24 protein-coding genes and 2 pseudogenes are annotated in these 25,458 nt (G+C 40.4%); 11 read left to right on the forward strand and 15 right to left on the reverse strand.

The features are described from left to right. The coding region (locus AC5YCD_RS14310; protein WP_496129747.1) for a transposase family protein at nt 1-290 on the forward strand (290 nt) is incomplete at its 5' end. Continuing rightward, nucleotides 238-708, forward strand: coding sequence for a transposase family protein (locus tag AC5YCD_RS14315; protein WP_496129748.1), 471 nt, complete (start codon nt 238-240; stop codon nt 706-708). The genes AC5YCD_RS14310 and AC5YCD_RS14315, both read left to right, overlap by 53 nt. A 452-nt stretch (nt 709-1,160) precedes the next feature. Here the strand turns inward: AC5YCD_RS14315 and phnP are convergent, their stop codons facing one another. The 14 genes from phnP to phnF are packed head-to-tail and all read right to left on the reverse strand — an operon-like array spanning nt 1,161 to nt 12,235. Continuing rightward, the gene (gene phnP, locus AC5YCD_RS14320) at nt 1,161-1,919 is read right to left on the reverse strand and encodes a phosphonate metabolism protein PhnP (protein ID WP_496130678.1); all 759 of its coding nucleotides are present in this window, start codon (nt 1,917-1,919) and stop codon (nt 1,161-1,163) included. Beyond that, entirely contained in the window at nt 1,916-2,479 is a 564-nt protein-coding gene (gene phnN / locus AC5YCD_RS14325; RefSeq protein WP_496130679.1) for a phosphonate metabolism protein/1,5-bisphosphokinase (PRPP-forming) PhnN, read from the reverse strand. Before phnN ends, phnP begins: the two co-directional genes overlap by 4 nt. Then, a complete protein-coding gene (locus AC5YCD_RS14330) occupies nt 2,472-3,632 on the reverse strand; it encodes an alpha-D-ribose 1-methylphosphonate 5-triphosphate diphosphatase (RefSeq protein ID WP_496130680.1) in 1,161 nt (386 codons plus the stop codon). Before AC5YCD_RS14330 ends, phnN begins: the two co-directional genes overlap by 8 nt. After that, a complete protein-coding gene (gene phnL, locus AC5YCD_RS14335) occupies nt 3,629-4,351 on the reverse strand; it encodes a phosphonate C-P lyase system protein PhnL (RefSeq protein WP_496130681.1) in 723 nt (240 codons plus the stop codon). The genes AC5YCD_RS14330 and phnL overlap by 4 nt, the downstream gene beginning before the upstream one ends. A gap of 11 nt (nt 4,352-4,362) precedes the next feature. After that, nucleotides 4,363-5,193, reverse strand: coding sequence for an ATP-binding cassette domain-containing protein (locus AC5YCD_RS14340; RefSeq protein WP_496130682.1), 831 nt, complete (start codon nt 5,191-5,193; stop codon nt 4,363-4,365). Further along, a complete protein-coding gene (locus AC5YCD_RS14345; protein ID WP_496130683.1) occupies nt 5,193-6,086 on the reverse strand; it encodes an alpha-D-ribose 1-methylphosphonate 5-phosphate C-P-lyase PhnJ in 894 nt (297 codons plus the stop codon). The genes AC5YCD_RS14340 and AC5YCD_RS14345 overlap by 1 nt, the downstream gene beginning before the upstream one ends. After that, the gene (locus tag AC5YCD_RS14350) at nt 6,083-7,192 is read right to left on the reverse strand and encodes a carbon-phosphorus lyase complex subunit PhnI (RefSeq protein ID WP_496130684.1); all 1,110 of its coding nucleotides are present in this window, start codon (nt 7,190-7,192) and stop codon (nt 6,083-6,085) included. The genes AC5YCD_RS14345 and AC5YCD_RS14350 overlap by 4 nt, the downstream gene beginning before the upstream one ends. Before the next feature lies 1 nt (nt 7,193). Then, nucleotides 7,194-7,763: a phosphonate C-P lyase system protein PhnH gene (phnH, locus tag AC5YCD_RS14355; RefSeq protein WP_496130685.1), complete on the reverse strand. Its 570-nt coding sequence runs from the start codon at nt 7,761-7,763 to the stop codon at nt 7,194-7,196. Nucleotides 7,764-7,765: 2 nt separating this feature from the next. Then, nucleotides 7,766-8,221 carry a phosphonate C-P lyase system protein PhnG gene (phnG, locus tag AC5YCD_RS14360; RefSeq protein WP_496130686.1) on the reverse strand — a complete coding sequence of 152 codons (456 nt, stop codon included), beginning with the start codon at nt 8,219-8,221 and terminating at the stop codon, nt 7,766-7,768. Continuing rightward, nucleotides 8,218-9,009 carry a phosphonate ABC transporter, permease protein PhnE gene (phnE, locus tag AC5YCD_RS14365; RefSeq protein WP_496130687.1) on the reverse strand — a complete coding sequence of 264 codons (792 nt, stop codon included), beginning with the start codon at nt 9,007-9,009 and terminating at the stop codon, nt 8,218-8,220. The genes phnG and phnE (AC5YCD_RS14365) overlap by 4 nt, the downstream gene beginning before the upstream one ends. Further along, nucleotides 9,006-9,818: a phosphonate ABC transporter, permease protein PhnE gene (gene phnE, locus AC5YCD_RS14370; protein ID WP_496130688.1), complete on the reverse strand. Its 813-nt coding sequence runs from the start codon at nt 9,816-9,818 to the stop codon at nt 9,006-9,008. The genes phnE (AC5YCD_RS14365) and phnE (AC5YCD_RS14370) overlap by 4 nt, the downstream gene beginning before the upstream one ends. Beyond that, nucleotides 9,784-10,560 (reverse strand): phosphonate ABC transporter ATP-binding protein, encoded by a 777-nt coding sequence (phnC, locus tag AC5YCD_RS14375; RefSeq protein ID WP_496130689.1) that lies wholly within the window; start codon nt 10,558-10,560, stop codon nt 9,784-9,786. Before phnC ends, phnE (AC5YCD_RS14370) begins: the two co-directional genes overlap by 35 nt. Nucleotides 10,561-10,600: 40 nt before the next feature. Further along, nucleotides 10,601-11,473, reverse strand: a complete 873-nt coding sequence (gene phnD / locus AC5YCD_RS14380; RefSeq protein ID WP_496130690.1) for a phosphonate ABC transporter substrate-binding protein — start codon at nt 11,471-11,473, stop codon at nt 10,601-10,603. Nucleotides 11,474-11,512: 39 nt separating this feature from the next. Continuing rightward, the gene (gene phnF / locus AC5YCD_RS14385; protein ID WP_496130691.1) at nt 11,513-12,235 is read right to left on the reverse strand and encodes a phosphonate metabolism transcriptional regulator PhnF; all 723 of its coding nucleotides are present in this window, start codon (nt 12,233-12,235) and stop codon (nt 11,513-11,515) included. A gap of 492 nt (nt 12,236-12,727) precedes the next feature. Here phnF and AC5YCD_RS14390 point away from each other — a divergent pair, with 492 nt between their 5' ends. Further along, nucleotides 12,728-13,288 (forward strand): hypothetical protein, encoded by a 561-nt coding sequence (locus AC5YCD_RS14390; RefSeq protein ID WP_496130692.1) that lies wholly within the window; start codon nt 12,728-12,730, stop codon nt 13,286-13,288. A 338-nt stretch (nt 13,289-13,626) separates the two neighbouring features. Here AC5YCD_RS14390 and AC5YCD_RS14395 read toward each other — a convergent pair whose 3' ends face one another. Then, nucleotides 13,627-13,755 (reverse strand): hypothetical protein, encoded by a 129-nt coding sequence (locus AC5YCD_RS14395; protein WP_496130693.1) that lies wholly within the window; start codon nt 13,753-13,755, stop codon nt 13,627-13,629. Between the two features lie 695 nt (nt 13,756-14,450). On the opposite strand from AC5YCD_RS14395, the pseudogene AC5YCD_RS14400 reads away from it, so the two are divergent. From AC5YCD_RS14400 to pcaF, 8 genes and pseudogenes are all read left to right on the forward strand, one after another. Next, nucleotides 14,451-15,229, forward strand: a pseudogene (locus tag AC5YCD_RS14400) (IS982 family transposase). 778 nt (nt 15,230-16,007) lie between these two features. Next, nucleotides 16,008-16,895: a LysR family transcriptional regulator gene (locus tag AC5YCD_RS14405; protein WP_496130694.1), complete on the forward strand. Its 888-nt coding sequence runs from the start codon at nt 16,008-16,010 to the stop codon at nt 16,893-16,895. Between the two features lie 31 nt (nt 16,896-16,926). Beyond that, nucleotides 16,927-18,279 carry an MmgE/PrpD family protein gene (locus tag AC5YCD_RS14410; RefSeq protein ID WP_496130695.1) on the forward strand — a complete coding sequence of 451 codons (1,353 nt, stop codon included), beginning with the start codon at nt 16,927-16,929 and terminating at the stop codon, nt 18,277-18,279. 241 nt (nt 18,280-18,520) lie between these two features. Continuing rightward, nucleotides 18,521-19,669 (forward strand): acyl-CoA dehydrogenase family protein, encoded by a 1,149-nt coding sequence (locus AC5YCD_RS14415; RefSeq protein ID WP_496130696.1) that lies wholly within the window; start codon nt 18,521-18,523, stop codon nt 19,667-19,669. 23 nt (nt 19,670-19,692) lie between these two features. Then, nucleotides 19,693-21,792 carry an acetate--CoA ligase family protein gene (locus AC5YCD_RS14420; RefSeq protein ID WP_496130697.1) on the forward strand — a complete coding sequence of 700 codons (2,100 nt, stop codon included), beginning with the start codon at nt 19,693-19,695 and terminating at the stop codon, nt 21,790-21,792. A 3-nt stretch (nt 21,793-21,795) separates the two neighbouring features. Then, a complete protein-coding gene (locus AC5YCD_RS14425) occupies nt 21,796-23,844 on the forward strand; it encodes a 3-hydroxyacyl-CoA dehydrogenase NAD-binding domain-containing protein (RefSeq protein ID WP_496130698.1) in 2,049 nt (682 codons plus the stop codon). A gap of 141 nt (nt 23,845-23,985) precedes the next feature. Beyond that, nucleotides 23,986-24,372 (forward strand): annotated as a pseudogene (locus AC5YCD_RS14430) (acyl-CoA thioesterase). Nucleotides 24,373-24,409: 37 nt separating this feature from the next. Beyond that, on the forward strand, nt 24,410-25,458 hold a 1,049-nt coding region (pcaF, locus tag AC5YCD_RS14435), incomplete at its 3' end, for a 3-oxoadipyl-CoA thiolase (RefSeq protein ID WP_496130699.1).

Here is a 25,458-nt window from a genome sequence, read left to right on the forward strand (position 1 = left end):
TCCCTGCCAAAGGCAGACCACCCAAGTTAAGCCTGGAGGATCAGGTTCTGCTCTGTTTGAGCTATTGGCGGGAATACCGAACCTTATTTCACGTTGCGACGAGTTACGGGGTTTCAGAGCCCACAGCCTCAAGAATTGTCCGTCATGTTGAAGACTGCCTGATTCGGTCCAATCTTTTTAATTTACCTAAAGATTTACCCGAGGGCAAAGGCATAGACTGGAATGTGGTGATCGTGGATGCCACAGAAATTCCAATCCAAAGGCCTAAAAAAACAGAAGAAAAGCTATAGCGGCAAGAAAAAGACCCATACCTTTAAAGTACAGGCCATGATTCACTACAAGACTCAGCAAATTCTGAGTTTATGTACCAGTCGTGGTGCTGTACATGATTTCGAGCTCTTCAAACGCAATTTAAACCAGATTCCTTCAGGAGCCTTTGTTCTTGCAGATAAAGGTTATCAGGGGATTTATACTTTGTATCCCAATAGCCTGTTGCCCTTAAAAGCCAAAAGACGCTGTAAATTGGATCCTGAACTAAAAATCTATAATCAGGAAATCAATAAAAGAAGAATAGCAATTGAGCATGTATTTGGCAGCCTGAAAACCTTCAAGATCCTTGCGGAACGTTATCGCAATAGAGCTAAAAGACTTGGTTTGAGATTCAATCTAATTGCTGGAATTTATAACTTGGAGCTGAGTAAAAAATGATTTATGAAAGAGGTCTTATAAAGGGATAGAGATTAATATGATTCCAGAAAAGCATCATTTAGAAATAGTATGAGTTATCTTAGTCATATATATGCATAAAAAATTCAGTTGAAAAACGATGGCTGAGTTCAGTAGTGCGTTATTAAACAAACTTAAAGCCAGCCATCCTGTGTTTGATTCTCAACCATTGATCATTTTTTAAATCGAGCCATCTATTGGCAGTGTCTAAAAAAATCAATTTGCGCCAAACCTATTAAACATCTTTTTAATTTCAATCTTTTAGAAAATTCATACTTTGGTGCATTGACAACCTTAGCTTTATACAAGACTAAGATTGATTGAATTTCATCCTTAAATTTTTATCAAGAGATTGGGTAGACAGAACAGCTCAATAGGCTAGTTAGGGTCCATAAGATACTCACATCTGCCATCCTAATAAATTTTGATTGAGATTAAGATAGGTCAGAGGGAATAATAGTTTGTTCATCATAAGCGACCATAACTTGAGCCGGTAATGAGTTGTTCATCAGCCAAACGTCCATTTCATGACTTAAATGTGTTAACCACGTCTGTTTAGGCTGTAAATGTGCAACTAAATCTAATACTTGGCTGAGGTTATTATGATTTCTACCTTGTATCTCGGGTGGATGACTGCAATCAATAACTAAAGTATCTAAAGTAAATTGTTTTAAAAAGTCTAAGCTTTGTTTAGGTAAACCGACTGTATCTGTTAAATAGGCGATTTTGTGTTCAGATGGATCTTCAATCAGATAACCAAATGTGATTTTTGAATGAATTAAAGGCAAAGGGGTCAATCGAAAATCACCCAGTTGTAGTAATTCAAAAGCCTGTACATGTACAAATTTAAGTAAACCGCAATTTCGATAAAGATCAGCACAGCCTTCAGGGTCAGGCGGGCATAGCACCTGAATTTTAGCGCCTTTTCCCCAACGTAAGTGAAATAAGCCCTGTACATGATCAGGGTGAAAATGCGTTAACACAATTGCAGATAATTGCCCCGGTGCAAAACGCTGACATAAGTCGGTGAGTCCTGCATCAATTAAGATTTGACTTTGCTTCGTTTCAATCAGAGCAGAACAATTTCTACGTTGATATAAAGAGGCATGTGTAGCACGCTGACATGCAACACATTCACAACCATACACTGGTACCCCTGCTGCATCTCCTGTGCCTAAAAAGGTAAATTTCATGACAAATCTCGATAGATGTAGCAATGTAAAAAGTTGACTAAGCGCTGACCTGAATCATCTAAATGGCTATTGTTAGGCAATACAAAAATATCGTGATCTAAGGGTTTAATGTCTTGATTACGTGACAAGCGTTGCTCAATTTGTGTGATGGACTCTCGACCACGCGCATGCAAACGCTGAACCAAAATTTGAGGGTCGACATCAATTAAAATAGGCACTAAGTTACTATAGCGTGCTTTAGCCTGTTCTAAGTGTGCGCGTGACCCATTGATGAGCACATGATGCCCTTGCGAAAGCCAAGTATCGACCTCAATACCAATCCCATAATGCAAGTGGTGGCTTTGCCAACTGAGGGCAAATAATCCCGCACGTTGTCGAGTCATAAACTCAGTTTCTGACAAAGCAATATGATTTTCATTCAGGTCAATCGGTCGCGTGATATAACGATGTGCAAAAACTAAATTTTCATCTGCAGCAAAGTATTTTTTTGCCCACTGGATCAGGGCATCTTTGCCTGATCCAGAAGGTCCCATTAAGTAAAAGACATGGGCTTTAGACATATGTAAATCCAGCTTGATAAACTAATTTACCTTGAGAAAACACGTATTGGGTTTGGAGTACATCTTGTACTTGAGCCACACAGACTAAATCAGCACGTTTACCCACCGCAATTTCACCGCGATCGAAGAGTCCTGCGGCTTGAGCGGGATTATAGCTGACCAAATTGACCGCCTCGGATAAGTTTAAATTTGTCAGTTCTGGTAGATGAAAAGCAGCACTTAACATGGTCGCGGGATGATAATCTGAGCATAAGCAATCTGCGACATTGGCTTTGACCGCATCAAGTGCACGCATTGAGCCAGATTGGCTTTGACCGCGTAAAATGTTTGGCGCACCAAAAATAGTACGCATGCCTTTGGCTTTTGCAGCTTGTGCTGCTGGTAAATTAATCGGAAACTCTGAGACTTTCACACCAAAACCATGTAGTAAGTCAATTTTTTCAGGGCAGTCATCATCATGTGAGGCAATCTGAATATTGTGTGCTTTCGCCTTAGCAATTAAGGTTTCAATACGGCTTAATGTCAGCTCAGATTGCGCGATTTTGTTGGCAATTAAGGCATCAAGTTCAACTTCAGTTTTCTTGTAGGTGCGGGCTAAATAATCTTTGAAGGCATTGACATCTTTAAACTGACCTTGGCCGGGTGAATGATCCATAATTGAAACTAAATCAATCGCATCTTTTTCTATCAAGGCCAGTAATACATCAAGTGCTGTGGGATCAGTAACTTCATAGCGACAGTGAATACGATTATCGACTAAAGCATTTTCATTCCACTCGCGCATGGTCTGTACAATATTGCTTGCCACTTCATTATTACGAACACCAAACTCATCATTAGCAAAAGAAATAGCATGAAAGACGGTGGTAATACCATTGCTGGCATTGCGTTTATCTGCTTGAGCACAGGCAAATTTAAGTGGGAAATGGACCTTTGGTCGTGGTTCTACTTCTTTTTCAAGTGCGTCACAGTGCAAATCAATTAGACCTGGAATGAGCGTTTGACCCTTCAGATCAATGTGTTGCACATGATCTGCCACGACACTTGGATTAATGGCTTGAATGACACCATCTTCAAGTAAAATTGCGCCTTGTTCAATAATATGGTCTTTTAATACTAGACGTGCGTTATGTAAGTAGTAAGCGGTATTCATGCGATTTCCTTGCAAAGAGCAGTGTGAGCAGTAGGCGGAGTAAGTTCAACGATGTGATCAGCAAGTTGTTGAGTGATGTTCGGATCATGGAAAATCGCTAACATGGCTGTGCCGTGTTGTTTTAAGTCTCGAATTAATCCCATCACTTTTTCTGCTGTCTTTGGATCTAAACTTGCGGTGGGTTCATCAAGCAGTAATAAGCGTGGTTGTGAAATCAAGCCACGAGCTAAGTTCACACGTTGGCGTTCACCCCCAGAGAAGGTGGCAGGAGAAATATGCCATAAGCGTTCAGGCAGATTCATCGCAGCCAGTAATTGTTTGGCTTTTTGCTGCGCCACTTCATTCGATACACCCAGCTGTATTAAAGGCGTCGCCACCACATCTAGCGTGGATTGACGTGGGAGGCAATGCAAAAACTGCGTAACAAAACCAATTTCATGGCGACGTAGTGCAAGCATTTGGTGCTCATCGCTACGTGCTAAGTCAATACACCCATGTTGCGCACTGTAGTAAAAAATATGACCTGATGTTGGTAAATATGTGCGATAAATCCCTTTTAAAATCGAAGATTTACCTGCACCTGTTGGACCAATCAGTGCGGTTAGTTGTCCTGCATAGACTTGAAAACTCACATCATGTGATGAAGGAATGACTTTATTTTGTTCGTGTAAATGGAATGACTTACTATACTTTTGGACATCAAGGATAAGCGAGCGCATACAAATATTCCTTATAACGCAGAAGCGACAAGACGCTGGGTATAGGCATGTTGCGGATCTTCTAAAATTTGATCCGTTAGACCAGTTTCAATGATGCGTCCATATTTCATAACTAAGGTACGTCCTGCCAATAAGCGAATCACGCCCAAATCATGAGTCACGACAATCATGGCAGTATTTAATTCTTGTTGAATTTCCATAATCAAATCTAAGATGCGTGCTTGCACTGATAAATCGAGTCCTGTAGTCACTTCATCTAAAAAAAGCAGAGGGGGCTGAGTGGCGAGGGCTTTGGCAATCTGTACGCGTTGTTGCATACCCCCTGAAAAATTACGTGGTAACTCATCTACACGCGAGAGCAAAACTTCAGTACGGGCTAAAAGTGTTTTAACGCGTTTTCGAATCTCGCCATAGTGCATGAGATCACTCATGAGTAAGCGCTCTGCGATATTGCCACCGGCACTAATATTAAAATTTAAGCCCAAATGCGGATTTTGATAGACCATGCCAAAGCGATGATTTTTGAGCCAACGTTGCTGGGCAGAGTTCAGCTCAAATAAAGGATGGGCTTGATCCTCCTCATAGAAGGTGGCTTGGCCTGCTTCTGGTATTTGATCGAAATATAGATTTTTAACAATGGTTGATTTACCACTGCCTGATTCGCCCATAATGCCTAAAATTTCACCCTCATACAGATCAAAAGACACATCATGGATCGCAACCACACTGCCACAATGTGGACAGACGTTAGTTTCAGCCTCAGGACCAGTTGAAGTGATACATAAGGGACAACCTGTGCCATAGGTTTTGCTGAGATTACGGACAGAGAGTACTTTTTTCATTATGAATTTCCTGGTTCAGAACGACGTGTGAGTTGTTGCTCACACCAATCACTGTCTGAACATTGATAAAGTTTTTGACCTGTCTCTTGCGTAAATTCGTCTAAAAATGAATCCTGACAACCACAGCGGATACAGGCACGGCGCTGTCCGGACGTATCATCAAAGTTTTCAACACGAAATGGTTGATCTTCAAATGCTAGGGGTTCAGCGTGTGTAAAAGGCGGCACTGCATAGATTTTCTTTTCACGGCCCGCACCAAATAAAATTAATGCTTTCGATTGGTGGAGTTTGGCTACATCCCAACGCGGGATCGGGGATGGATCAATCACATAATGTTGGTTAATTTTGGTCGGATAACGATGTGAGATGGTAATTTCATTAAACTGCACGATATCTTCATATAATTTCACCAATAGACGTGAATAATCCGCTTCGCCGTGCATCACTTTACGTTTATCTTCTGACGGTTCTACAATCACCAAAGGATCAGGATAAGGCACCTGTAGAACTAAGATTTGTTGTTCAGTTAAGGGTTGCTCAGGAATACGATGGCGTGATTGAATTAAGGTTGCATCTTGCGTACGTGTAGTGGTATCAATTCCTGGACAGGTCATTTCAATAAATTGACGCAAGTTCACAGCATTGACAGAATCATCAGACCCTTGGTCAATGACTTTCACTTGTTCTTGTTGACCAATTAATGCAAGGCTGAGTTGTAGGCCACCGGTACCAAAGCCACGACCCATTGGCATTTCACGTGATGTATACGGTACTTGGTAGCCTGGAATACAAATGGCTTTTAATGTGACACGGCGGATTTCTTTTTTGGCATATTCATCTAAGAAGCCAAAGTTATAGGCGTTTTTCACAGCGGGATTGAGCTGAGCATTCATGTGCATGCCTCTTGTTGTTGTGCGGTACGTAAACGATCAAGATCAGATTGGAACGTAACGTAATGTGGCATTTTATAGTGTGAGGCAAAGCCCATTGAATCCACACCATCGATATGTAACAACACAAACTCTGCATCTTCCGATGGGTTACTTGGCCCATCTTTTTGGCCTTTTTGCAAAGCACGATCTAAAATCGCCATTGAAATGGCTTTAACTTCGTTATGACCCAAACAAGCGCCATAGCCCAAGGTAAAGACAGGTTTGGCATCGCCTTGGGCTTCATACATAGCAATCACTTCGCACTCTGTGACTAAAACTTCACCCGCCTCAATCAGCTCCCCAGTTACTGCATGTGGCAACATAATCGGCACATATCCGACACGCAGCTCTGCCACAGTCGGATGTACATCGCCATAACCACGCATATTGGAATAGGCAAGCGCTAACAATGAACCAGTTTCAGCACGTGCCATTGTGGCTAAAGTAGCTGAACGTGATACTGGGAAAATTAAAGGCTCACGAGTAATATCAAAGGCTTGTGATGTATGATCAGTTTCTAGGGCTGGTAATAAGCCCTCTGCACGCAAAGCACTGATCACCTTTGGAAAACTCATTGGTGTGCTAGAAGTGGAATTCGGTTGTTTTAACCATTCTTTGGCATAGTTTTGAAAAGTCGTATCGGATTCATTGATCAGTTCCATACGCAGCAAGCGCAGAGCATAATCAGGTGTTGCCCCGAGCATTTGTCCACCAGGAATATCTTTAAACGCTGCAGAAATACGACGAATTACGCGCATATTAGTGCTATCGAGTGCAGGAGTTGCACACAAGCGTGGACGTGTTGAGCGCCAAGCACGTAAGCTAAACGCAGCTTCTAAGGTATCACCTAAACTTTGTTTAATCGATAATGCTGCAAGTTCAGGATGATAAACCCCACCTTCTGAAATCACACGATCGACTAAATGACGTAGCTGAAATTGAATAGTGTGAAGATCTAAAGGTTGAGCATCTGGATGGTGAAGTGCTTGCTCTGTTCTTAGCAGTTCAGTCACCGCCGCAGCACCTGCAATGGCTTGACCACCACCTTTAATCGGAACGTAGCTCATTTTAGTTCTCCTTGGTCTGCAGTTGAATATGCGTGGTACGTGGAAGCGCCACAATCGCATCTGGACTGGCTAAAATCATGTCGATACCCAATGGGAAATGTTGGTTCCATTGGAGACGTTGGTTAAGCCATTCTTGGCTTAACCCCTCAACCTCAAGGGTGGCGGTAGTCGCAATTCCAGGGCCTGTGAGTTTTAGGTTTAAAGCATGACTTTGAGAATAGAAGCCATCTACCGTTAAGATCAGCGTTGCACCATATTCAGGTGAGGCTAAGCTGCCCAAATTAGGGTTAAGCTGAGTCAGTTGCTTGCCGGCAGCTACAATAAATTGTGCCTCGTTAACCTCAGTTTTTTGTGCTTGTAACAAAGACCATTGCGCAGGTTTTAAATGTTCAATGCAATCGGCTACACGTGATTCACCATCGAGTAAAGTGGCCAACACGGCATTCAACGCATGATTGTCAGCAATGAAAGCCTTCAAGTTTTTGATTTGGCCTGGATAAGAAAATGCATCAAGGAGTTCACGATAAACCTGCTGTTGAACAGGTGCTTGCCAAATCGGTTCAAGGTGCATGATTAATCCTCCACTGCATCAAGTGTGGCAAAATCCACACGGGTTTTTGCCAAGATCTGATTGCGCTGTTGATCAAGCTGACTACGTTTCGCTTGACCTTGCTCTAGACATTGAACAGCTTGTTGCCAGCCAGGTAATTGATGCAACAAAATAGCATCTAATATCGCTAAGGCTTTGGCTAAGTCAGCATCATCCGCCATCACTTGAGCATGACCTGTGCCACAGACATCACCGGCATAATGCAACTCGACATGACATGACGATAAGGGAAATTCCCCTAAATAAAATTGATCATGAAAAGCACTTTCTTTGAAGCTTAACAGCCCTAAACCTGCTTGAGGCAATTGTAATAAAGAGACGGCTGCATCACGTGTGAGTGTGTCAGCAAGTTGTATTAAGTCTTGTGTTGGATGTGCAGTTAAGGCACGAACCCAATCTTTTTGAGGAATATTGATCATGTTAATTTTTTTCTAAGCCAAGCTGAAAAGTAATCAATGACTAAAATGGTGAGTAAAATAATTAAAATCAGCGCTGCTGCTTGATCATAGTTAAACAGACGTAAGGTATCGTGCAGCGCAAGTCCGATACCACCGGCACCGACTAAACCTAAAACTGCTGCCATACGGACATTACGGTCAAAGATATACAGCACATAACCGAGTGCTTCACGCAAAATGCTTGGCCAACCGGCATACATCACCATTTGTGGGAAATTTGCACCAGTTGCAGCAACGCCTTCACATACGCCTTTATCGATTTGTTCTAAACTTTCGGCAAAGAATTTACCCAAGAAGCCTGCAGTATGAATGCCTAAGGCAAGAGCACCGGCTAAGGGGCCTAAGCCAATGGCTGCGACAAAAATTAATGCCAACAATAAATCGGGTAAAGCACGGGTAAAGTTTAAAAATTCGCGGCTGATGTAATACAAAGTTGGGTGAGGGGTAAAGTTACGTGCAGCAAAAGGTGCGATCATAAAACCAATCACGAATGCAATCGCTGTGCCCCACAAAGCGGTGGCAAGGGTCACGCCGAGTAGTTCTAGATATCTAGACAAATCAGAAAAATCAGGTTGGCCATAGCGGCTGAAATATTCAGCCATATCTGAGATACCATAAGCCAACATCTCAAATGAGATTTCTAAATCCCAAATAATCCACCATAAGATGATTAAGGCCAATGCCACCCACACAGGGAATGGATTTCTTGGTTTGGCTGGCAATTTGATTTCAATTTGACTGTAACTCATTGCTTAGCCCCATGAATAATACGGTTACGTAGATAATCAGATAGACGATCGAGTAGAGTCACAATCAGATATATCGACAAGGCAATTAAAATCAAACGATCGTATTGGAATAAACGCATTGACATCACCATGTCATAACCAATACCACCAGCACCAACAATGCCTAAGATAGTAGCTGCACGCACGTTATGATCAAGCACGTACATCATGGTGCCGGCCAAATTTGGAAATGCTTGTGGAAACATGGCAAATAAACGCACTTGCATCCAGCTTGCGCCGTGGGCTTCAACCCCTTCAACTGCTTTAGGGTCAATGGTTTCGATTGCTTCAGCAAAAAATTTACCCATAAAACCGACAGTTACAAAGGCTAAAGCCATGATGCCAGGCAACGGTCCTAATCCAACCGCCGAGACAAAGACCAATGCCCAGACCAACTCAGGCAATGAGCGCATCAGGCTTAAGGCATCACGAGTGAGGCGATATACCACCGGATGGCAGGTGGCGTTACGTGCTGCAAGAAAACCTAAGGGTAAGCTAATCACAATCGCAATCGCTGTGGCCAACAACGACATTTGTAAAGTTTCTAATAACTTAACGCCTAAGGTGGGTAAATAGTCAAAATTTGGCCAGACCATAAAATTGACGATAAATTCAGAAAAATTACCTAAAGATTGACTAAGACGCTCAAGCTCAATTTCAACCAGCGGTGCAGTTAGAATTAGGCTTAAAAGCGCAATAACAATAATCGCAATTAAGCCAAAGGGCGGTAGACCATTACGCGTTGGCCAGCGCAGCATGAAAACTTTCATACTCGGCCCCCTCTTTGTGGTAAATCTTTTGTAGGGCAATGTTGTCTAATTGATCAGGTGAGCCATCAAATACAATTTGACCTGAGTTCATACCAATAATACGGTCGGCAAAACGTCGCGCTAAATCAACTTGATGTAGGTTCACTACCACTGTAATTTGGTCGCGGGTACAGATCTCACGCAATAACTGCATAATTTCTTCACTTGAAATTGGGTCTAAGCTGGCTACAGGTTCATCAGCTAAAATAATTTGAGGTTGTTGTGCTAAAGCACGGGCAATGCCCACCCGCTGCTGTTGACCACCTGAGAGTTTGTCAGCACGATTCCATGCTTTATCTACCAAGCCCACGCGTGCTAAAGCATTTTTTGCAATGTCCATATCACTTGGTTTAAATAAATAAAACATACTGCTAATCCAAGAACGATGAGCTAAACGCCCAGTCAGTACATTGGTCACTACCGACAAACGTTCAACCAAATTAAATTGTTGAAACACCATTGCTACATGGTGACGGATTTGCCGCACATTCTTTTTACCCATGATCTGCTCGCCAATGGCAACTGTGCCTGAACTTGGCGTTTCTAAACCATTCATCAGGCGTAGGAGTGTTGATTTACCTGCTCCACTTGGTCCTAAAATCACGGTAAAGCTACCGGCTTGAATTTCAGTATTAATCCCTTTTAAGGCTTCAAAGCCATTAGGATAACGCTTAACTGCTTGTTGAATGGAAATCGAAGACATCTTATTTTTCTCTAGTCAAAGACACACTTGAGCGTCTGATTTATTTCATCATTTGTTGTTTTTGTAAGCCTAAGTCTTTCACCATATTGCGAATCATCTGATAATCTTTCGGTCCTACAGCAGCGTAATGACTCAAGTCACCATAGCCTGCAACCTTAATTTCTTTATGTGCATTTAAGATGGCGCTGCGAATTTTAGCTTTAGTCGCTGCATCTAAATCTTTACGATACGCCAGTGGTGAACCTGGCAGTGGTGCAGATTCTGCAATTACACAGTTGGTTTTTTTGTTAATCATGCCTGAAGCAAGCATTTTGTTATAAGTGATATCACTGTCTGCTGCCACGTGCACGATTTTATTTTTCACAGCAAGCTGTGCTGCATCATGTGAACCTGCATACGTGAATTTACCAAAATATTGCGTTGGCATTTGACCTGTGGCTTTTTTAACCATATATGTTGGCATTAAACCACCCGATGTCGATGCAGGATCAACGAAGGCCACACTTTTACCTTTCATATCTTGAATCGATTTAATACCTGAATTGCACTGTGTGACAAATACGGTTTTATAGGTGTGTGATTTACTCCCTTTACGTACACCGACTGCAAATGCCTCAGCGCCAGCTTCTTGTTCAGCTAGGTAATATGACAATGGTCCAAACCATGCAATATCTACGCGTTTACGTTTCATGGCTTCAATGACACCCGCGTAATCAGTTGCAGTGAAGACTTTCACGCGCTTGCCTAATTTTTTTTCCAATTGAGCACGCATCGGCTCAAATTGTTGGATCATCTCTTCATTGTTTTCAGCAGGAATTAAACCCATCACAATGTCGCGTGCCATAGTTTGTGTGCTAGTTGCTAACATTGATAATGCAAGTGCACTTGCAGCAAGGGCAGATTTCAAATACATTTAGAGTACTCTCGTAAGGTAAATTGATCGGTAGGACGTTCAAAGATTGATGCGCAGTTGAATCCGGTCTGCACAGAACCGTGTTAAAGCGTATTCCAGTGGGGTACCATCCCGCTCGTTTACGTTAATACTTTTGACGCGTAAAATTGGTTGTGTCTTCGGCATAATCAGTAATGAAGCATCATCACCTTGCGGGAGGACTGCACTGACCAAGCTTTCCACACGTTTTAATTGCCATCCGTAATGCTCTTCAATAAACCCATGTAAAGAGCCTGTCTGATATTTTTCGATAAAATCAGGAAAGTGTCGTTCAGGAAAATAATGTGAGCTGATACAAATAGGTTGTTGGTCTGCTAAACGCAAAGTTTCAATGTGAATGACACGTTCAGAAGGGGCAAGATCGAGGTGTTTGGCAATATGTGTTTCGACCATTAACACCATCTTGTGTCGAACTTGCATAGAGGTGGTTTTGCCCAAATTCTTCAATGTGTCAGTAAAACGAGTTTGTGCAGCAACTGTATAGTCAAGCGGTTGGGTCAACACAAAGGTACCTTTACCATGACGACGTTCAACAATACCTTCTTGAATCAGTGCATCAATTGCATGTCGAATGGTGTGACGATTGACCTGAAACCGTTCAGCTAATTCAAACTCTGATGCCAAACACTCCCCAGGTTGATACTTTTGGCGAATTTCTGTACGGATCGTTTTGGCAATTTGGCTATAAATCTTTTCTGTACTATTACGTTTTAATAAAGTCATTGTCGTCTAGACATCTGTACATGTTTGATACTTAAGTTAAGGGCTTTATGTGACATTTAAATTAAGTCTATATTTAGTTTTGATGAATTATTATGCATTCTTCTAATGCACTCAGATGGTCTGGTTAGTTCAAAATCTTGAATATATACCTTAAGTAAAAGTCGGTTTTTTTAATTTGGATGCTTATTTATACGAGAGAAAATATTCAATTAAAATAAGCTGATGTGCTTAAATTATCATCATAGCTTCGCTGACTTGCGAGACAAATTTAAGGTTATTCTGACCGTAGATGAATTACACATATCATGATACCTATCTGCCTACAGGGTCATTTAAGAAGTCGTTACGTTGCCGCAACAGCTCATCACCTGATATAGACATTTATAAGACAAACTTAACAGGTATTTGGTGTAGGCTTATCAATGTTGCTATAGATCTAATCAACTCTTTTTGAAAAACAGTATTTAGGTTAAAGAGAATAAGGAGCAAGAGATGGTAGATAGAAAAAAATTACAGCCAGAATTAAGCTCAGCCAGTCAGACTGATCCTTCTAAAATTGAGCAAGCACGTCCTGATTTAAATTCACCTCCAACCCACAATAATCATGTTCCTGATATGAATGAAGGGAAAGAAGATTTAGTCTCTACCGGTGCAGGAACACTAGGTGGGGCTGCAGTTGGAGCTGCTTTTGGTATCGCAGGTGGCCCTCCAGGTGCTGTGGTGGGGGGAATTATTGGTGGTATTGTAGGTGGCATTGCAGGCCATGACATTGCTAAGCCTGATGCAAAAAATCCCGAAGATGACTACTGGCGAGATAACTACAGACATGCCAGTTATTATCAAGAAAACCAAAATCTTGAGTATGAGCGTGATTATAGTTCGGCCTATCGACTGGGCTATGAAAGTCGGCCCCACTATGAAAAGGGGCGTAACTTCTCTGAAGTAGAAACTGAGTTGGAAGCGAAGTGGGAACACTTTAAAGGTGAGTCTCGTTTAACTTGGGAACAGGCTAAACTTGCTGCTAAAGATGCATGGAATCGTGTGGTTCAGTAAGTAAGATAATATAAAAAATCTCCCTATTGGGAGATTTTTTATTATTCTCAGAAGTCTTAAAAGTAAGCTGATTAATTAAATTAATGTACCAAGTCTTTGGATAGTCAGATATTTTTTTTACGTGAATGAACTAAAGTTGTAAGTTGGGGCTTGTTAATAACGTTGGGTAGATCATAGTCTAACTCCTCTAAAGACAGACCCACTAAATGTTCTTTTGGTGCATTCACTAATAAATAATGTACATATTGTTCATGCTGAGTCAGTCTCTAAACCTTCATCGCCGATGATTTTCTTAATGATTTTACAAAGAAAGATATCATAGCTTTGATTTGACATCATTATTTCATCCCCCATAAATCTTCGGCTTTAAGTACATAATACTTATCTTCTAGTAGTTGTTTATCGATCTTACTTTGCGCTGACAATGAATCTAAAACTTTTTCCCGGTTGCTGTTTAAGGTCTTCATACGACAGTTAAGCTTATTAAGCTCAAAGCCTAACAGCTTAGCAAGAGTCTCTACGCTGATCTTAGGTCGTGGTTTTAACTGATGCTGCTGATTAATGTCATATAAAACAGATGTAGATCATAGATCGTTAATTAACTTATGTAATGCAGTTGGATTCATTCGATGAATATCAAAACGAAATGAGCGGATCAGTTCAATAAACTCTCTACTACTTAATTGTTTTAAAGCGTTGAGTCCATCTGTGTCTTTAGGTAAGGCACGTACATGGATTTTCCAATTTTTCTTAGCATCTATTAAATAATTAAAGTAAAAATGAAATCCATATACAAGATAGTAATTCGCCGAGTCACTTGTGCTCCAAAGATCAAATGTCTTCTCAGATTTAAAGAGAGTCAAATCAGTCTCGAGACAATGAAAGATTTCCTCATAGCACTTGTATATCCCTAAAAAGTCAGGATGAATGCTTATATCTGACTCAATAATATTTTTTACCAGATTAGTTTTGAGTGTACCAAAGTTCTTATTAATGTACTGATCATTCACTAATATGAATGTTTTTTCCAGAAAGCGTCCCGCACTTAATTAGTACAAAATCAGCTTAATTAACCCGAATCATGGATAAGAAATTCAGTTGAAAAAAAAGATGACTGAGTTAATAAGAGAGTTACCACACACTTTTATTAACCAGCCATCCTATGTTCGAGTTTACAACTTTATTCTGCACAATTGATGATTTTTTTCAAAAAAATGAAGCGGTCTATTGGCAGTATCTAAAACAAGAAAATCCTAAAGTCAGACAGCGATCAGGTGTTCTATGCTTATCTGAAATTATCTTTATCGCAGTTTGGTATAAAAACTCTCAACTTCATCATTTCAAAGCCTTTTATGGAATGATAAAGCGCTTTTACTCCAAGCTTTTTAAAGCATTACCATCCTATCAACGGATCGTTTATTTGATCAACCAACATCAACTCGCACTTCAAGCATTACATATTTCTTTAGCTTCCAATGCTCAAACAACGTGTGCTTGGGTTGACTCTACAACTCTACCCGTATGTAAAAATCAGCGTATTCAACGTCATAAATCTTTAAAACAAATTGCCACACGAGGTAGAAGCTCAATGGGTTGGTTCTATGGATGCAAATTGCATGTATTGGTGGATGCTCAGGGTCAATTTATTCACACCCAACTCTCGAATGGCCATACTTCAGATATCAAGATTCTGCCAAAGTTAGCGCAAGGCTATAAGGGGAAGATCTTTGGAGATCGTGGCTACATCAGTGAGATTTTAAAAGATAAGCTAGGAGCGCAAGGTGTTGAATTGATTACGTATCATCGCAAGAACATGCGACCATTAGAACTCTCATAAGCAGTCGCCATCGTTCTATTTCAGGTTATTTCGCAGGGATTTATGCATCACTCTGTGCTTATCAAATCTGTCATGAAAATAAGCCTCAATTTATAAAGATGTAAAATCAGGCTTATCCATGATTCGGGTTAATTAATAAACAATTAACTAAGAAAAAGAAATATATATTATTGAAATTTGAGCGTTTTTTTACATATTTAATTATAACAAGATTATCTAAAAATACTCATATTACTGCTTAGCATCTCTTCAGAATGTTAATGCGTATAAACTCTTAATTTCATTGAAATATCAACATCTGTGGAAGTAATAAAAGTTCTAATAGTATGAGTTTTGAGAAATTTAAAATAATAAAATGCCTCTATATTCTAGATTAAATTAAATGTTAGAGCATTATGGAACTCACATGTTAGTTAAATTAATTACTGATCATTCAAGATTTAACGAATATAAAATCCTCTTCCTAAAAACTACATAAGTGAAGAGAATGATTTATAAATGGTGAAAAATGAGAATAGTAATATCTTCAATACTCATGCTCTCATTCAAGCACGTAAAAAAGATTAGGTTTCACGTAAACTCTATACGCTTTCTAAAGATCATCACAAGGGTAACGTGTCATAACGGTGATGAAATATTTACCCATAGGAGTTAAAACTTCATTTATATTTTTTAGGTAAAACAGTCTCCCCGGAGGCTGTTTTTTTATACCTTATAGGGTTATGAGTTTTTGTCAATTTACATACAGATCATTCAAGTATTATTAAGATCTACATAAATTTCATAAGATAATGATTTAGGGAAGTTTTTAAATTTTAAGATGATTCAAAGTATTTGAAAATTATTTTAAATATACTGTATTTTTCACATGAGGCCATGACAGTGCGTGATATTCCACCTTTAAATGCTTTGCGAACTTTTGAGTGTGTAGCGAGACATAAAAGTTTTACTAAGGCTGCTGATGAGCTTTATGTAAGTCAATCTGCGGTAAGTCGGCAAATTACGCTTATTGAAGAATATCTAGGCATTGAATTTTTCAAAAGAGAACGTACGGGCATTAGCTTGACAGATGCGGGAGCAAAATATTATGCAGAAATCGGTCCTGCTTTTAATAAAATTGCTATTGCTACCCGAGGCATCAGCTCTTATAGGAAAAATAATGATATTTCACTTAGAGTATATTCCACATTTGCAGCCAAATGGCTGGTCAAACGTTTATCTAAGCTGCATACAGAAAACCCAAAGTTACGTATAAATATTAAAACAGCTACAGCACCTGTGGATTTTGCTACAGAAAGTGTTGATGCTTCCATTCAGTTTGGTTGTGGAGATTGGGAGAACGTAAATAGTTATTTTTTATTTGCTGATGAAATACGTCCAGTATGCAGCCCAAAACTTATTCAACATCTAACACGCCCACCAGCACCTCAAGATGTACTTAAATATAAACTCATTCATTCAAATTATCGAAAAATTGATTGGCGTGATTGGTTAGCAGCGCAACAAATTCCAGATGAACTAGAACAGGAGGTGGATCAGTTTATGTTACCCAACTCATTGCTTGCATATCAAGCTGCAATCGATGGTTTAGGTATTGCTATGGCGCAGACGCGTTTAGTTGAGCAAGAGCTTGAAGCGGGTATTTTAGTCAATTTCTCTGAATTTGTACTGAAACGAAAAATGGGCTATTACCTTGTTGCTCCAGAGAACTCTCCTAAACAAAACAAAATTGAAGAATTGAAAAATTGGTTAATCAAAGAACTCACGTAGATAAAGATTTAAAACTAAACTAGAGGGAATAATGAAAACATTAATTCAACAATATGCAGAATATGCTGCCATGGAAGCGCAGCGTGACTTAGCACCTGAAACATTGCATCATGCTAAACGTGTAGTACTTGATTGGCTATCTGCATTATATCCAGGCTTTTTGTCAGAAGTTGGAGAAAATATTGTAGCAACTTTTGAAGACGAATTGGGTTATGGTAAGAGCCGTATTCCGACACTCAATCGCACTGCTTTTTCTTCTACAGCTGCTTGGATATTAGGAACAGTTTCGCATGCAGTTGAGTTTGATGATATTTTTCGCGATGCTGTCTATCATCCAGGAGTACCAGTCATTAGTGCAGCCTTGGCTGTAGCGGATGAATATCAACGTTCAGGTCTTGATTTTTTAAAAGCTATTGTTATTGGATATGAAGTGTCGACTCGTTTAGGTGCAGCAGTGCAACCATCGCATTATACTTATTTTCATACTACTGGAACGGTGGGAGCGATTGGTAGTGCGGCGGCGGCGGCATTTTTAATTAATCCTTATGACCAAAATTTATTTAGCCATGCTGTTGCAACTGCAACAACGTTTGCCTCTGGCTTACAGCAAGCTTTTCGATCAGATGCGATGACAAAAGCCCTACATGGTGGACACGCAGCATCAATTGGTGTTACCGCAGCAAAAGCAGCAGCTAAGGGAATTACAGGAGCCCTAGATATTTTAGAAGGTGAAGTTGGATTTGGAGCTGCTTTATCTAAAAATCCACAATGGGAAAAAGCAACGCTTAATTTAGGTCGAGATTATAATATTTGTAAGATGACGCAAAAAAATCATGGTTGTTGTGGTCATACTTTTGCTGCTATTGATGGTGTTGTAGCTATACGTCAGACATTATTAGACAAGGGATTATCTCTTTCAGAAGTTGAAAATATTACGGTTGAAACTTATCAAACAGCACTTAATGTAACAGGTAATTTTAATCCAGAATCCGCATTCCAGTGTCGTTTTAGCCTACCTTATGTGGTAGCACATGGTTTCCTACACGGCAGTGTCCGTTTGAGTGCTTTTATGGATGAGCAAATGGCATCACTAGCAACACGCGCGTTAATGAAAAAATTAACTCTGCTAAGTGATGATGAACTTACATCTAAATTCCCTAATCAGCGTGCAGCAAGAATTAAGATCACTTTAAAAGATGGTCAGATGTTTGAACATTTCTCTCCATGTCGTAAAGGTGATCCAGAAGCACCGCTAACTGATCAAGATTTAGATGATAAATTTTTTGAATTAGTCGAGGGTATTATCACAAAAAACCATGCCAAAGATTTAAGAGATCAAATTTGGAAATTGGAAGAATTAAATATAGTTGATTTAAAAGTATAAGTATTTAAATAAATCCAATTTATAGCAACTAGAATTACACCCTAGTTGCTTTTTTTATCACTATTGAAAAACACTAAGATTATGAATATAAATAAAAAATTATTTAACTCTCTTTTTTTATAAATTAATTTTAGTGGATTTTAAAATAAGTCATGGTGTGATGACTAATAAGAAAACATGCTCTAAAAATATCCAATATTCTAATTCAAAAGGGTAGATTACTAGACGTAGAGTTAGACATATGGATTTCAATTTAACCGAAGAACAAAATGCTTTTGCTGAGTCGGTGCGTAAGTTTGCACAAAAGGAATTAGCGGATGGTGCATTGGAGCGAGCTCATTCCCATGATTATCCTTGGGAAGTCGCTGCAAAATTAGCAGAGATGGGTTTGATTGGTATTACTGTTAAAGAAGAAGATGGTGGTATTGGCGGAACCTTAATGGATGCTGTGATTGCCATTCAAGAATTAGCTTTGGTATGTCCTAAAAGTGCAGATGTTGTACAAGCTGGTAACTTTGGCGCAATTCGAACCTTTGCAGAATATGCATCTCCACATTTAAAAGAAAAATACTTACCAGATCTGTTAGCAGGCAAAAAACTGCTTGCTTTAGGTATGAGTGAACCAGGCGCAGGTTCATCCGTGACTGAACTAAAAACCTCAGCAGTTGAAAATGGTGATCACTACATCATCAATGGCTCTAAAGTATTTTCAACACATAGTCCACATGCCGATACCTTCTTGATTTATGTGCGTTTCGGTGAAGGGCTAGATGGTATTGGATCAGTGATGGTTGATCGTGGCACACCAGGTTTTGAAGTTGGTCAGCCTTCCGCATTTATGAGCGGTGAAGAATGGTGCCAGTTGTATTTTGATAACTGTCGTATTCCAAAAGAAAACGTATTGCTTGGGTCAGGTGGATTCAAGAAACAAATTTCAGGTTTTAACGTTGAACGTATTGGTAATGCATCACGTGCATTAGCACTTGGTCGCCATGCCTTTAATGTTGCACGTCAGCACTGCCTGGACCGTGAACAGTTTGGTAAACCTTTATGTGAGTTCCAAGGCCTGCAATGGAAGTTTGCGGAAATGGCACTGAAGTTAGAAGGCTCACAACTTCTTCTTTACCGTGCTGCAATTAATTCTGATGGCGGTCTGCCATCTGCGTATGAAACAAGTATTGCCAAATTGTCATGCAATTTGACGGGCTGGGACGTCGCTAACGAAGCACTACAGGCCATGGGTGGATACGGCTATTCGACAGAGTCATTGGTTGAATACTGTGTAAAACGTACTCGAGGTTGGATGATTGCCGGCGGTTCGATTGAGATTTTGAAGAATCGTATTGCAGAAGACGTATTTGGTCGTCGTTTCAACCAACGTGCAAAGTAAAATTTTAAAAGGATTTTAGAAAAATGAATTCTATGGTGAAAGAGAATAAAACACTTTCTAATGCATTATTGAAGCCGAAGACCGTAGCGTTAGTGGGTATTTCAGATGACATCACAAAAACCGCCGGTCGTCCTTTACATTTTTTAAGAAATGCAGGTTATAAAGGTACCATCTACTGTATTAATCCACGTCGCGAGACAGTACAGGGTGAAAAAGCATATCCTTCACTTTCGGCATTGCCTGAAGTACCAGAACATGTGTATGTCTTAACGGCAGCGGAATTGGCATTAGAAGCTGTTGAAGAGTGCGGTAAATTGGGTGTACCTGTTGTAACACTCATCGCGAGTGGCTTTAGTGAAGCTGGTGCTGAAGGGATCGAGCGTGAAAACAAGCTACGTGAACTTAAAGCAAAATATCAGACACGTATTTTAGGTCCATCGAGCTTAGGTTTAGTCAACCTATATGAAGATCTATTTTTAACAGCAAATGCAGCTTTTGCTGAGCCAGGGTTGCCCAGAGGTCATATTTTCTGTGCTTCCCACAGCGGTAGTATGATTGGGTCTTTGACCTCACGTGGTCGTAACCATCATACGGGCTTCTATGGCTTGGTATCAGTAGGTGGTGAAGTTGATCTGAGCGTAGGTGAGATCTGCTTAGCTACTTTGGATAACCCAGATATTCATGGCTACATGCTATTCCTGGAATCAATGCGTCATGCAGAGAAATTACGTGAATTTGCAGTAAAAGCATCCGAATTAAATCGTCCTGTGGTGGTGTTTAAGCTTGGTCGTTCACAAGTCGCAGCAGATCTTGCAGTTTCACATACAGGTTCTATGGCAGGTGAAGATGCGGTTGCAGAAGCATTCTTTAAAGATTGTGGTATTGCACGTGTAGAAACCTTAGATGGCTTCTTGAATGCAATTCCTCTGTTAAGTAAAGTTCCACCACAATTAGCGAATAAGAAACAAATCAATGTGGGTGTTTTGACGACAACCGGTGGCGGTGCTGCAATGGTCGTTGACCAACTGGGTATTCGTAATGTTTCAGTTATGTCACCATCAGAAGAGACGATTGCCAAACTCAATGCACGTGGTGTAGATGTCCATGCTGGTGGAATTATCGATTTAACGCTGGCTGGTACCAAGTATGAAGTGATGAAAGCTGCGCTAGAAGTACTTGAAGAAGCACCTGAATTTGACTTGGTATTGGTCGCTTCAGGTTCTTCAGCTCGTTATCATCCAGATCTGGCGGTTAAACCGATTGTTGACAGCATCGCGACTTACAAAAAACCGTTAGTCAGCTTCTTAGTTCCTGATGCGCCAGAAGCATTAAAGCAATTAAAACAAGCTAATGTCCCTGCGTTTCAATCACCAGAGGCTTGTGCTGATGTAATCAATGCAGCATTTTCTCGTCGTCAGCCAATTCCCATTCCTGCGCAAGTGACTCAACCAACTGAATCGACTACGGTCACTTTAGATGAAGATTCTGCTTATCAATTGCTAAGCCCATTAGGCATTCAAAATGCACCATATCAACTGTTGGATGTTACACAACCCCAAGCGTTGGAAATTGCATATCCAGTGGTAGTGAAAGTTTTACATGATCAAATCAGTCATAAAACTGAAGTTGGTGGTGTGATTTTACATATACAAAATGAGACAGAACTCCAAGCTGCAATTCAACAAATTAAATCTAACGTTGAGAAAAACTGTCCAGAACTGACCGTTGCAAAAGTTTTAGTACAGTCCATGGTCAAAGGTCTCGGTGAAGTACTGGTTGGATTTAAACGTGACAAAGATGTAGGTCCAATTGTGATGCTGGCTGCTGGTGGTGTTTTGACTGAACTTTATAAAGACAGTTCAATGCGATTAGCCCCTGTGACCCTTGATGCAGCATATGAAATGATAGCTGAAGTAAAAGGTTTAAAGGCACTAGATGGTTTCCGTGGTAAGCAAAAAGGTGATTTAAACGCAATTGCTGAAACTGTAGTGGCGTTCTCTCAGCTTGCAGTATCTAAGGAATACTACATTGAAGAAGCTGAAATGAACCCACTTATTGTGAACCCTCAAGGACAAGGTGTTACAGCTGTGGATGCACTTGTACATATTGCCAAGGAAGCTTAAGGCATGACAGACACTATTCATTTTGAAACTGAGGGATCAATTGCGGTCATCGTAATTGATAACCCTCCTGTAAACACAGGTTCATGGTCTGTACGCAAAGGTCTTCTTGATGCGGTTGAGAAATTTGCTCAGGATGAATCTCTGACTGCAGCAGTGATCATTGGTAAAGATAAAAACTTTATTTCAGGTTCTGATCTTAAGGAGTTTGGCAAACCAATTACTCCACCTGAATTGCCTCAGGTAATCAAAGCAATAGAAGAATGTCCAAAACCTGTGATTGCCGCGATTAGTGGTGCAACTTTAGGTGGTGGTTATGAGCTGGCACTTGGTTGTGATGCACGTTTAGCAGCAGCGAATACCTTAGTAGGTTTACCAGAAGTGACTTTAGGTATGCTTCCTGGTGCGGGTGGCACACAACGTTTACCACGCCTGATCGGTCTGGGTCCTAGTATTGAAGTGATTTGTAGCGGCAAACGTCTTAAAGCTGCTGAAGCATTCAAACTAGGTATGGTCGAAGCCATTGCTGAAGGTGATTTACGTGCTTTTGCCATTGAATATGCAAAAACAGCAATCAAAAATCCGTTATCCAAGAAAACAGTAGCAGCTGAAACTGATGAAGAAATTGATGGCATTATCAAAAAAGCCTTGAAGTCTGGTAAAAACCGTCCTCAGGTTAAAGAGGCTATCCGTTTGATTCAAGCAACAGCGACAATTGATTTCGAAACTGCTTTATCTAAAGAACGTGAAGCATTTCAAAAACTTCGTGTGGGTGAAGAGGCATTTGCTTTAAGACACTTGTTTTTCGCAGAAACTAGCGCTAAAAAGGCCATCAATCTGAAAGAGACACTATTTAAAGCCATTCACAACGTCGTTATTGTTGGTGCAGGTACGATGGGAACTGGTATTGCTGTAGCGGCATTAAGAGCGGGATTTAAGGTTACAGTCTATGATCAGTCAAAATCAATCTTGGTAAAGTGCAAGTCTAAAATTGATGACATTTATACTCACGATGTTATAGCAGGTCGTATTCAGTCCTCTGATCAAATCAGTCAGCTAGAACAGCTTGAGCTTTCAGATCATGAGTGTGTTTTTACAAATGCTGATCTGATTATTGAAGCTGTTTTTGAAAGTTTGGCAGTAAAACAAAACTTAATTAAACAGATTGAAAGTGTAGCTGCACCTCATACGATTATTGCGAGTAATACGTCTTACATTGACTTAGATGAAATCGCTGAAGTCAGCATCCGACCTGAAAATATTGTCGGCATTCATTTCTTTAATCCAGCAAATATCATGCGTTTGGTTGAGGTGATTCACGGCAATAATACTTCTCAGGAAGTGATTGCTTCAGCATTCGCATTCGTACAGAAGTTATCTAAGTTACCGATTTTATGTAAAAACTCGTTTGGCTTTATTGGTAACCGGATCTACGCGGCTTACCGTTATCAATGTGAACTTATGTTAGAGGAGGGTGCATTACCTCATGAAATTGACCAAGCGATTGAAGGGTTTGGTTTTAATATGGGGCCATTTGCTGTAGGTGATTTATCCGGTCTAGACATTGCTTGGAATATGCGTAAGGCGAATACCGCAAAGCGTAACCCAAATGCGCGTTATGTTGAGATTCCTGACCAATTATGTGAAGCACAGCGTTTTGGTCGTAAAACAGGCGCTGGCTACTATAACTATGCTCACCAGAAACCTGAAATTGATCCAATTGTTACCGACATTATTCTTAAAGCTTCTGCAGTAAAAGGTATTGAACGAAAGCCCTTTACCTCTGAACAAATTGTGGAGCGTGTACTGCTCACGATGGCAAATGAAGCGGCATTATTATTGGCTGAAGGCGTGACTTTACGTATGAGTGATATTGATTTGGTCATGGTCAATGGTTTTGGTTTCCCTAAGTGGGAAGGTGGACCTGCATATTGGGCATCTAAACTAGATTTAAACTATTTATATCAGCAACAAGAAATTTTGGAGCAAAGTACAGGCGCTGGATTTAATGAAGGCGATTTATCCATTTTTCATAAACTTGCTAAAACTGCCTAAATTTTAAGTGCCTATTTGCCCGACTTCGGTCAGGCTTTTTTTACGCTTGAATGAATGGCATGAGGTCTTGATTTTTTGGAAATTATTACTGATTTCTCCTCAATATAATTGAACGCACCAACAGTGAATGACACATGGAAAATGAGTAATCAAAGCAGTTTAACAATGAGAGTATTAATGTCACCGGAGATGGCTAATTTTTCTGGCAATGTCCATGGTGGAAAGATACTAAAGTTACTGGATCAAGGCTTGTTTAAAGAAGCTATTCAAGTCAGGGAAATGGTTTAATTTCTTGCCAATATAAATTATGTCGGACGGAGCTCAATGGAAATCGGTATTTGTGTTGAGGCACAAAATATTCAAACCCGTGAGATCCGACATACCAATAATTTTTACTTCATTATGGTGGCAGGAGATCAGAATAGTAAAACTACTCAAATATCTCCTTTAAAACTTAGTTCGCAACTTAAGCAATGCCGTTTTGATGCTGCTTTAAGGCGTAAAAAACGACGACTACAGACCAATTAATTTTTCTTAATAAAGCATATCTAAAAAGGGATTTGTGATGAAAAACGCATATATTATCGATGCCATTCGTACGCCATTTGGTCGCTATGCAGGCGGTTTAGCGCCTGTCCGTGCCGATGACTTAGGTGCAGTGCCACTTCAAGCACTGATGCAACGTAACCCAAACATCAATTGGGAAAAAGTTGACGATATTATTTACGGCTGTGCCAACCAAGCGGGTGAAGACAACCGTAACGTCGGTCGTATGTCTGCACTACTTGCTGGTGTACCGTATCAAGTACCAGCAACGACAGTAAACCGTTTATGTGGTTCATCACTTGATGCCGTGGCGATGGCAGCCCGCGCCATTAAAGCGGGTGAAGCAGACCTGATTGTTGCAGGTGGTGTGGAATCTATGTCACGCGCACCACTGGTAATGGGTAAACCAGAAAGTGCTTATGGTCGTAGTCAAAAACTTGAAGACACCACCATGGGTTGGCGTTTTATCAACCCAAAACTCAAAGAGATGTATGGCGTTGAAACCATGCCGCAAACTGCGGAAAACTTAGCGGAACAATTCAACATCAGCCGTGAAGATCAAGATAAATTTGCCTTCAACAGCCAACAACGTACCGCAGCGGCACAAGCCAAAGGTTTCTTTAATAATGAAATCGTGCCTGTGGTGATCCCACAGCGTAAGGGCGATGCAGTTGTGATTGATACGGACGAGCATCCACGTGCATCGACCACTTTAGAAGGTTTAACCAAGCTAAAACCTGTGGTAAAAGCAGATGGTACAGTAACAGCAGGTAATGCCTCAGGTATTAACGATGGTGCAGCAGCAATTTTGATTGCCTCTGACGATGCAGTTGCAACGTATGGTTTAAAACCGCGTGCCAAAGTGATTGGTGCAACGGTTGTCGGTGTTGAGCCGCGCATTATGGGCTTTGGTCCTGCACCTGCCATTAAAAAGTTACTGGCACAAACGGGTCTCACTTTAGAACAGATGGATGTGATTGAGCTCAATGAAGCCTTTTCAGCACAAGCATTGTCTGTAACGCGTGATTTAGGCTTGGCTGATGATGAAGCCCGTGTCAATCCAAATGG

It is taken from the genome of Acinetobacter sp. CY05 (assembly GCF_059515805.1).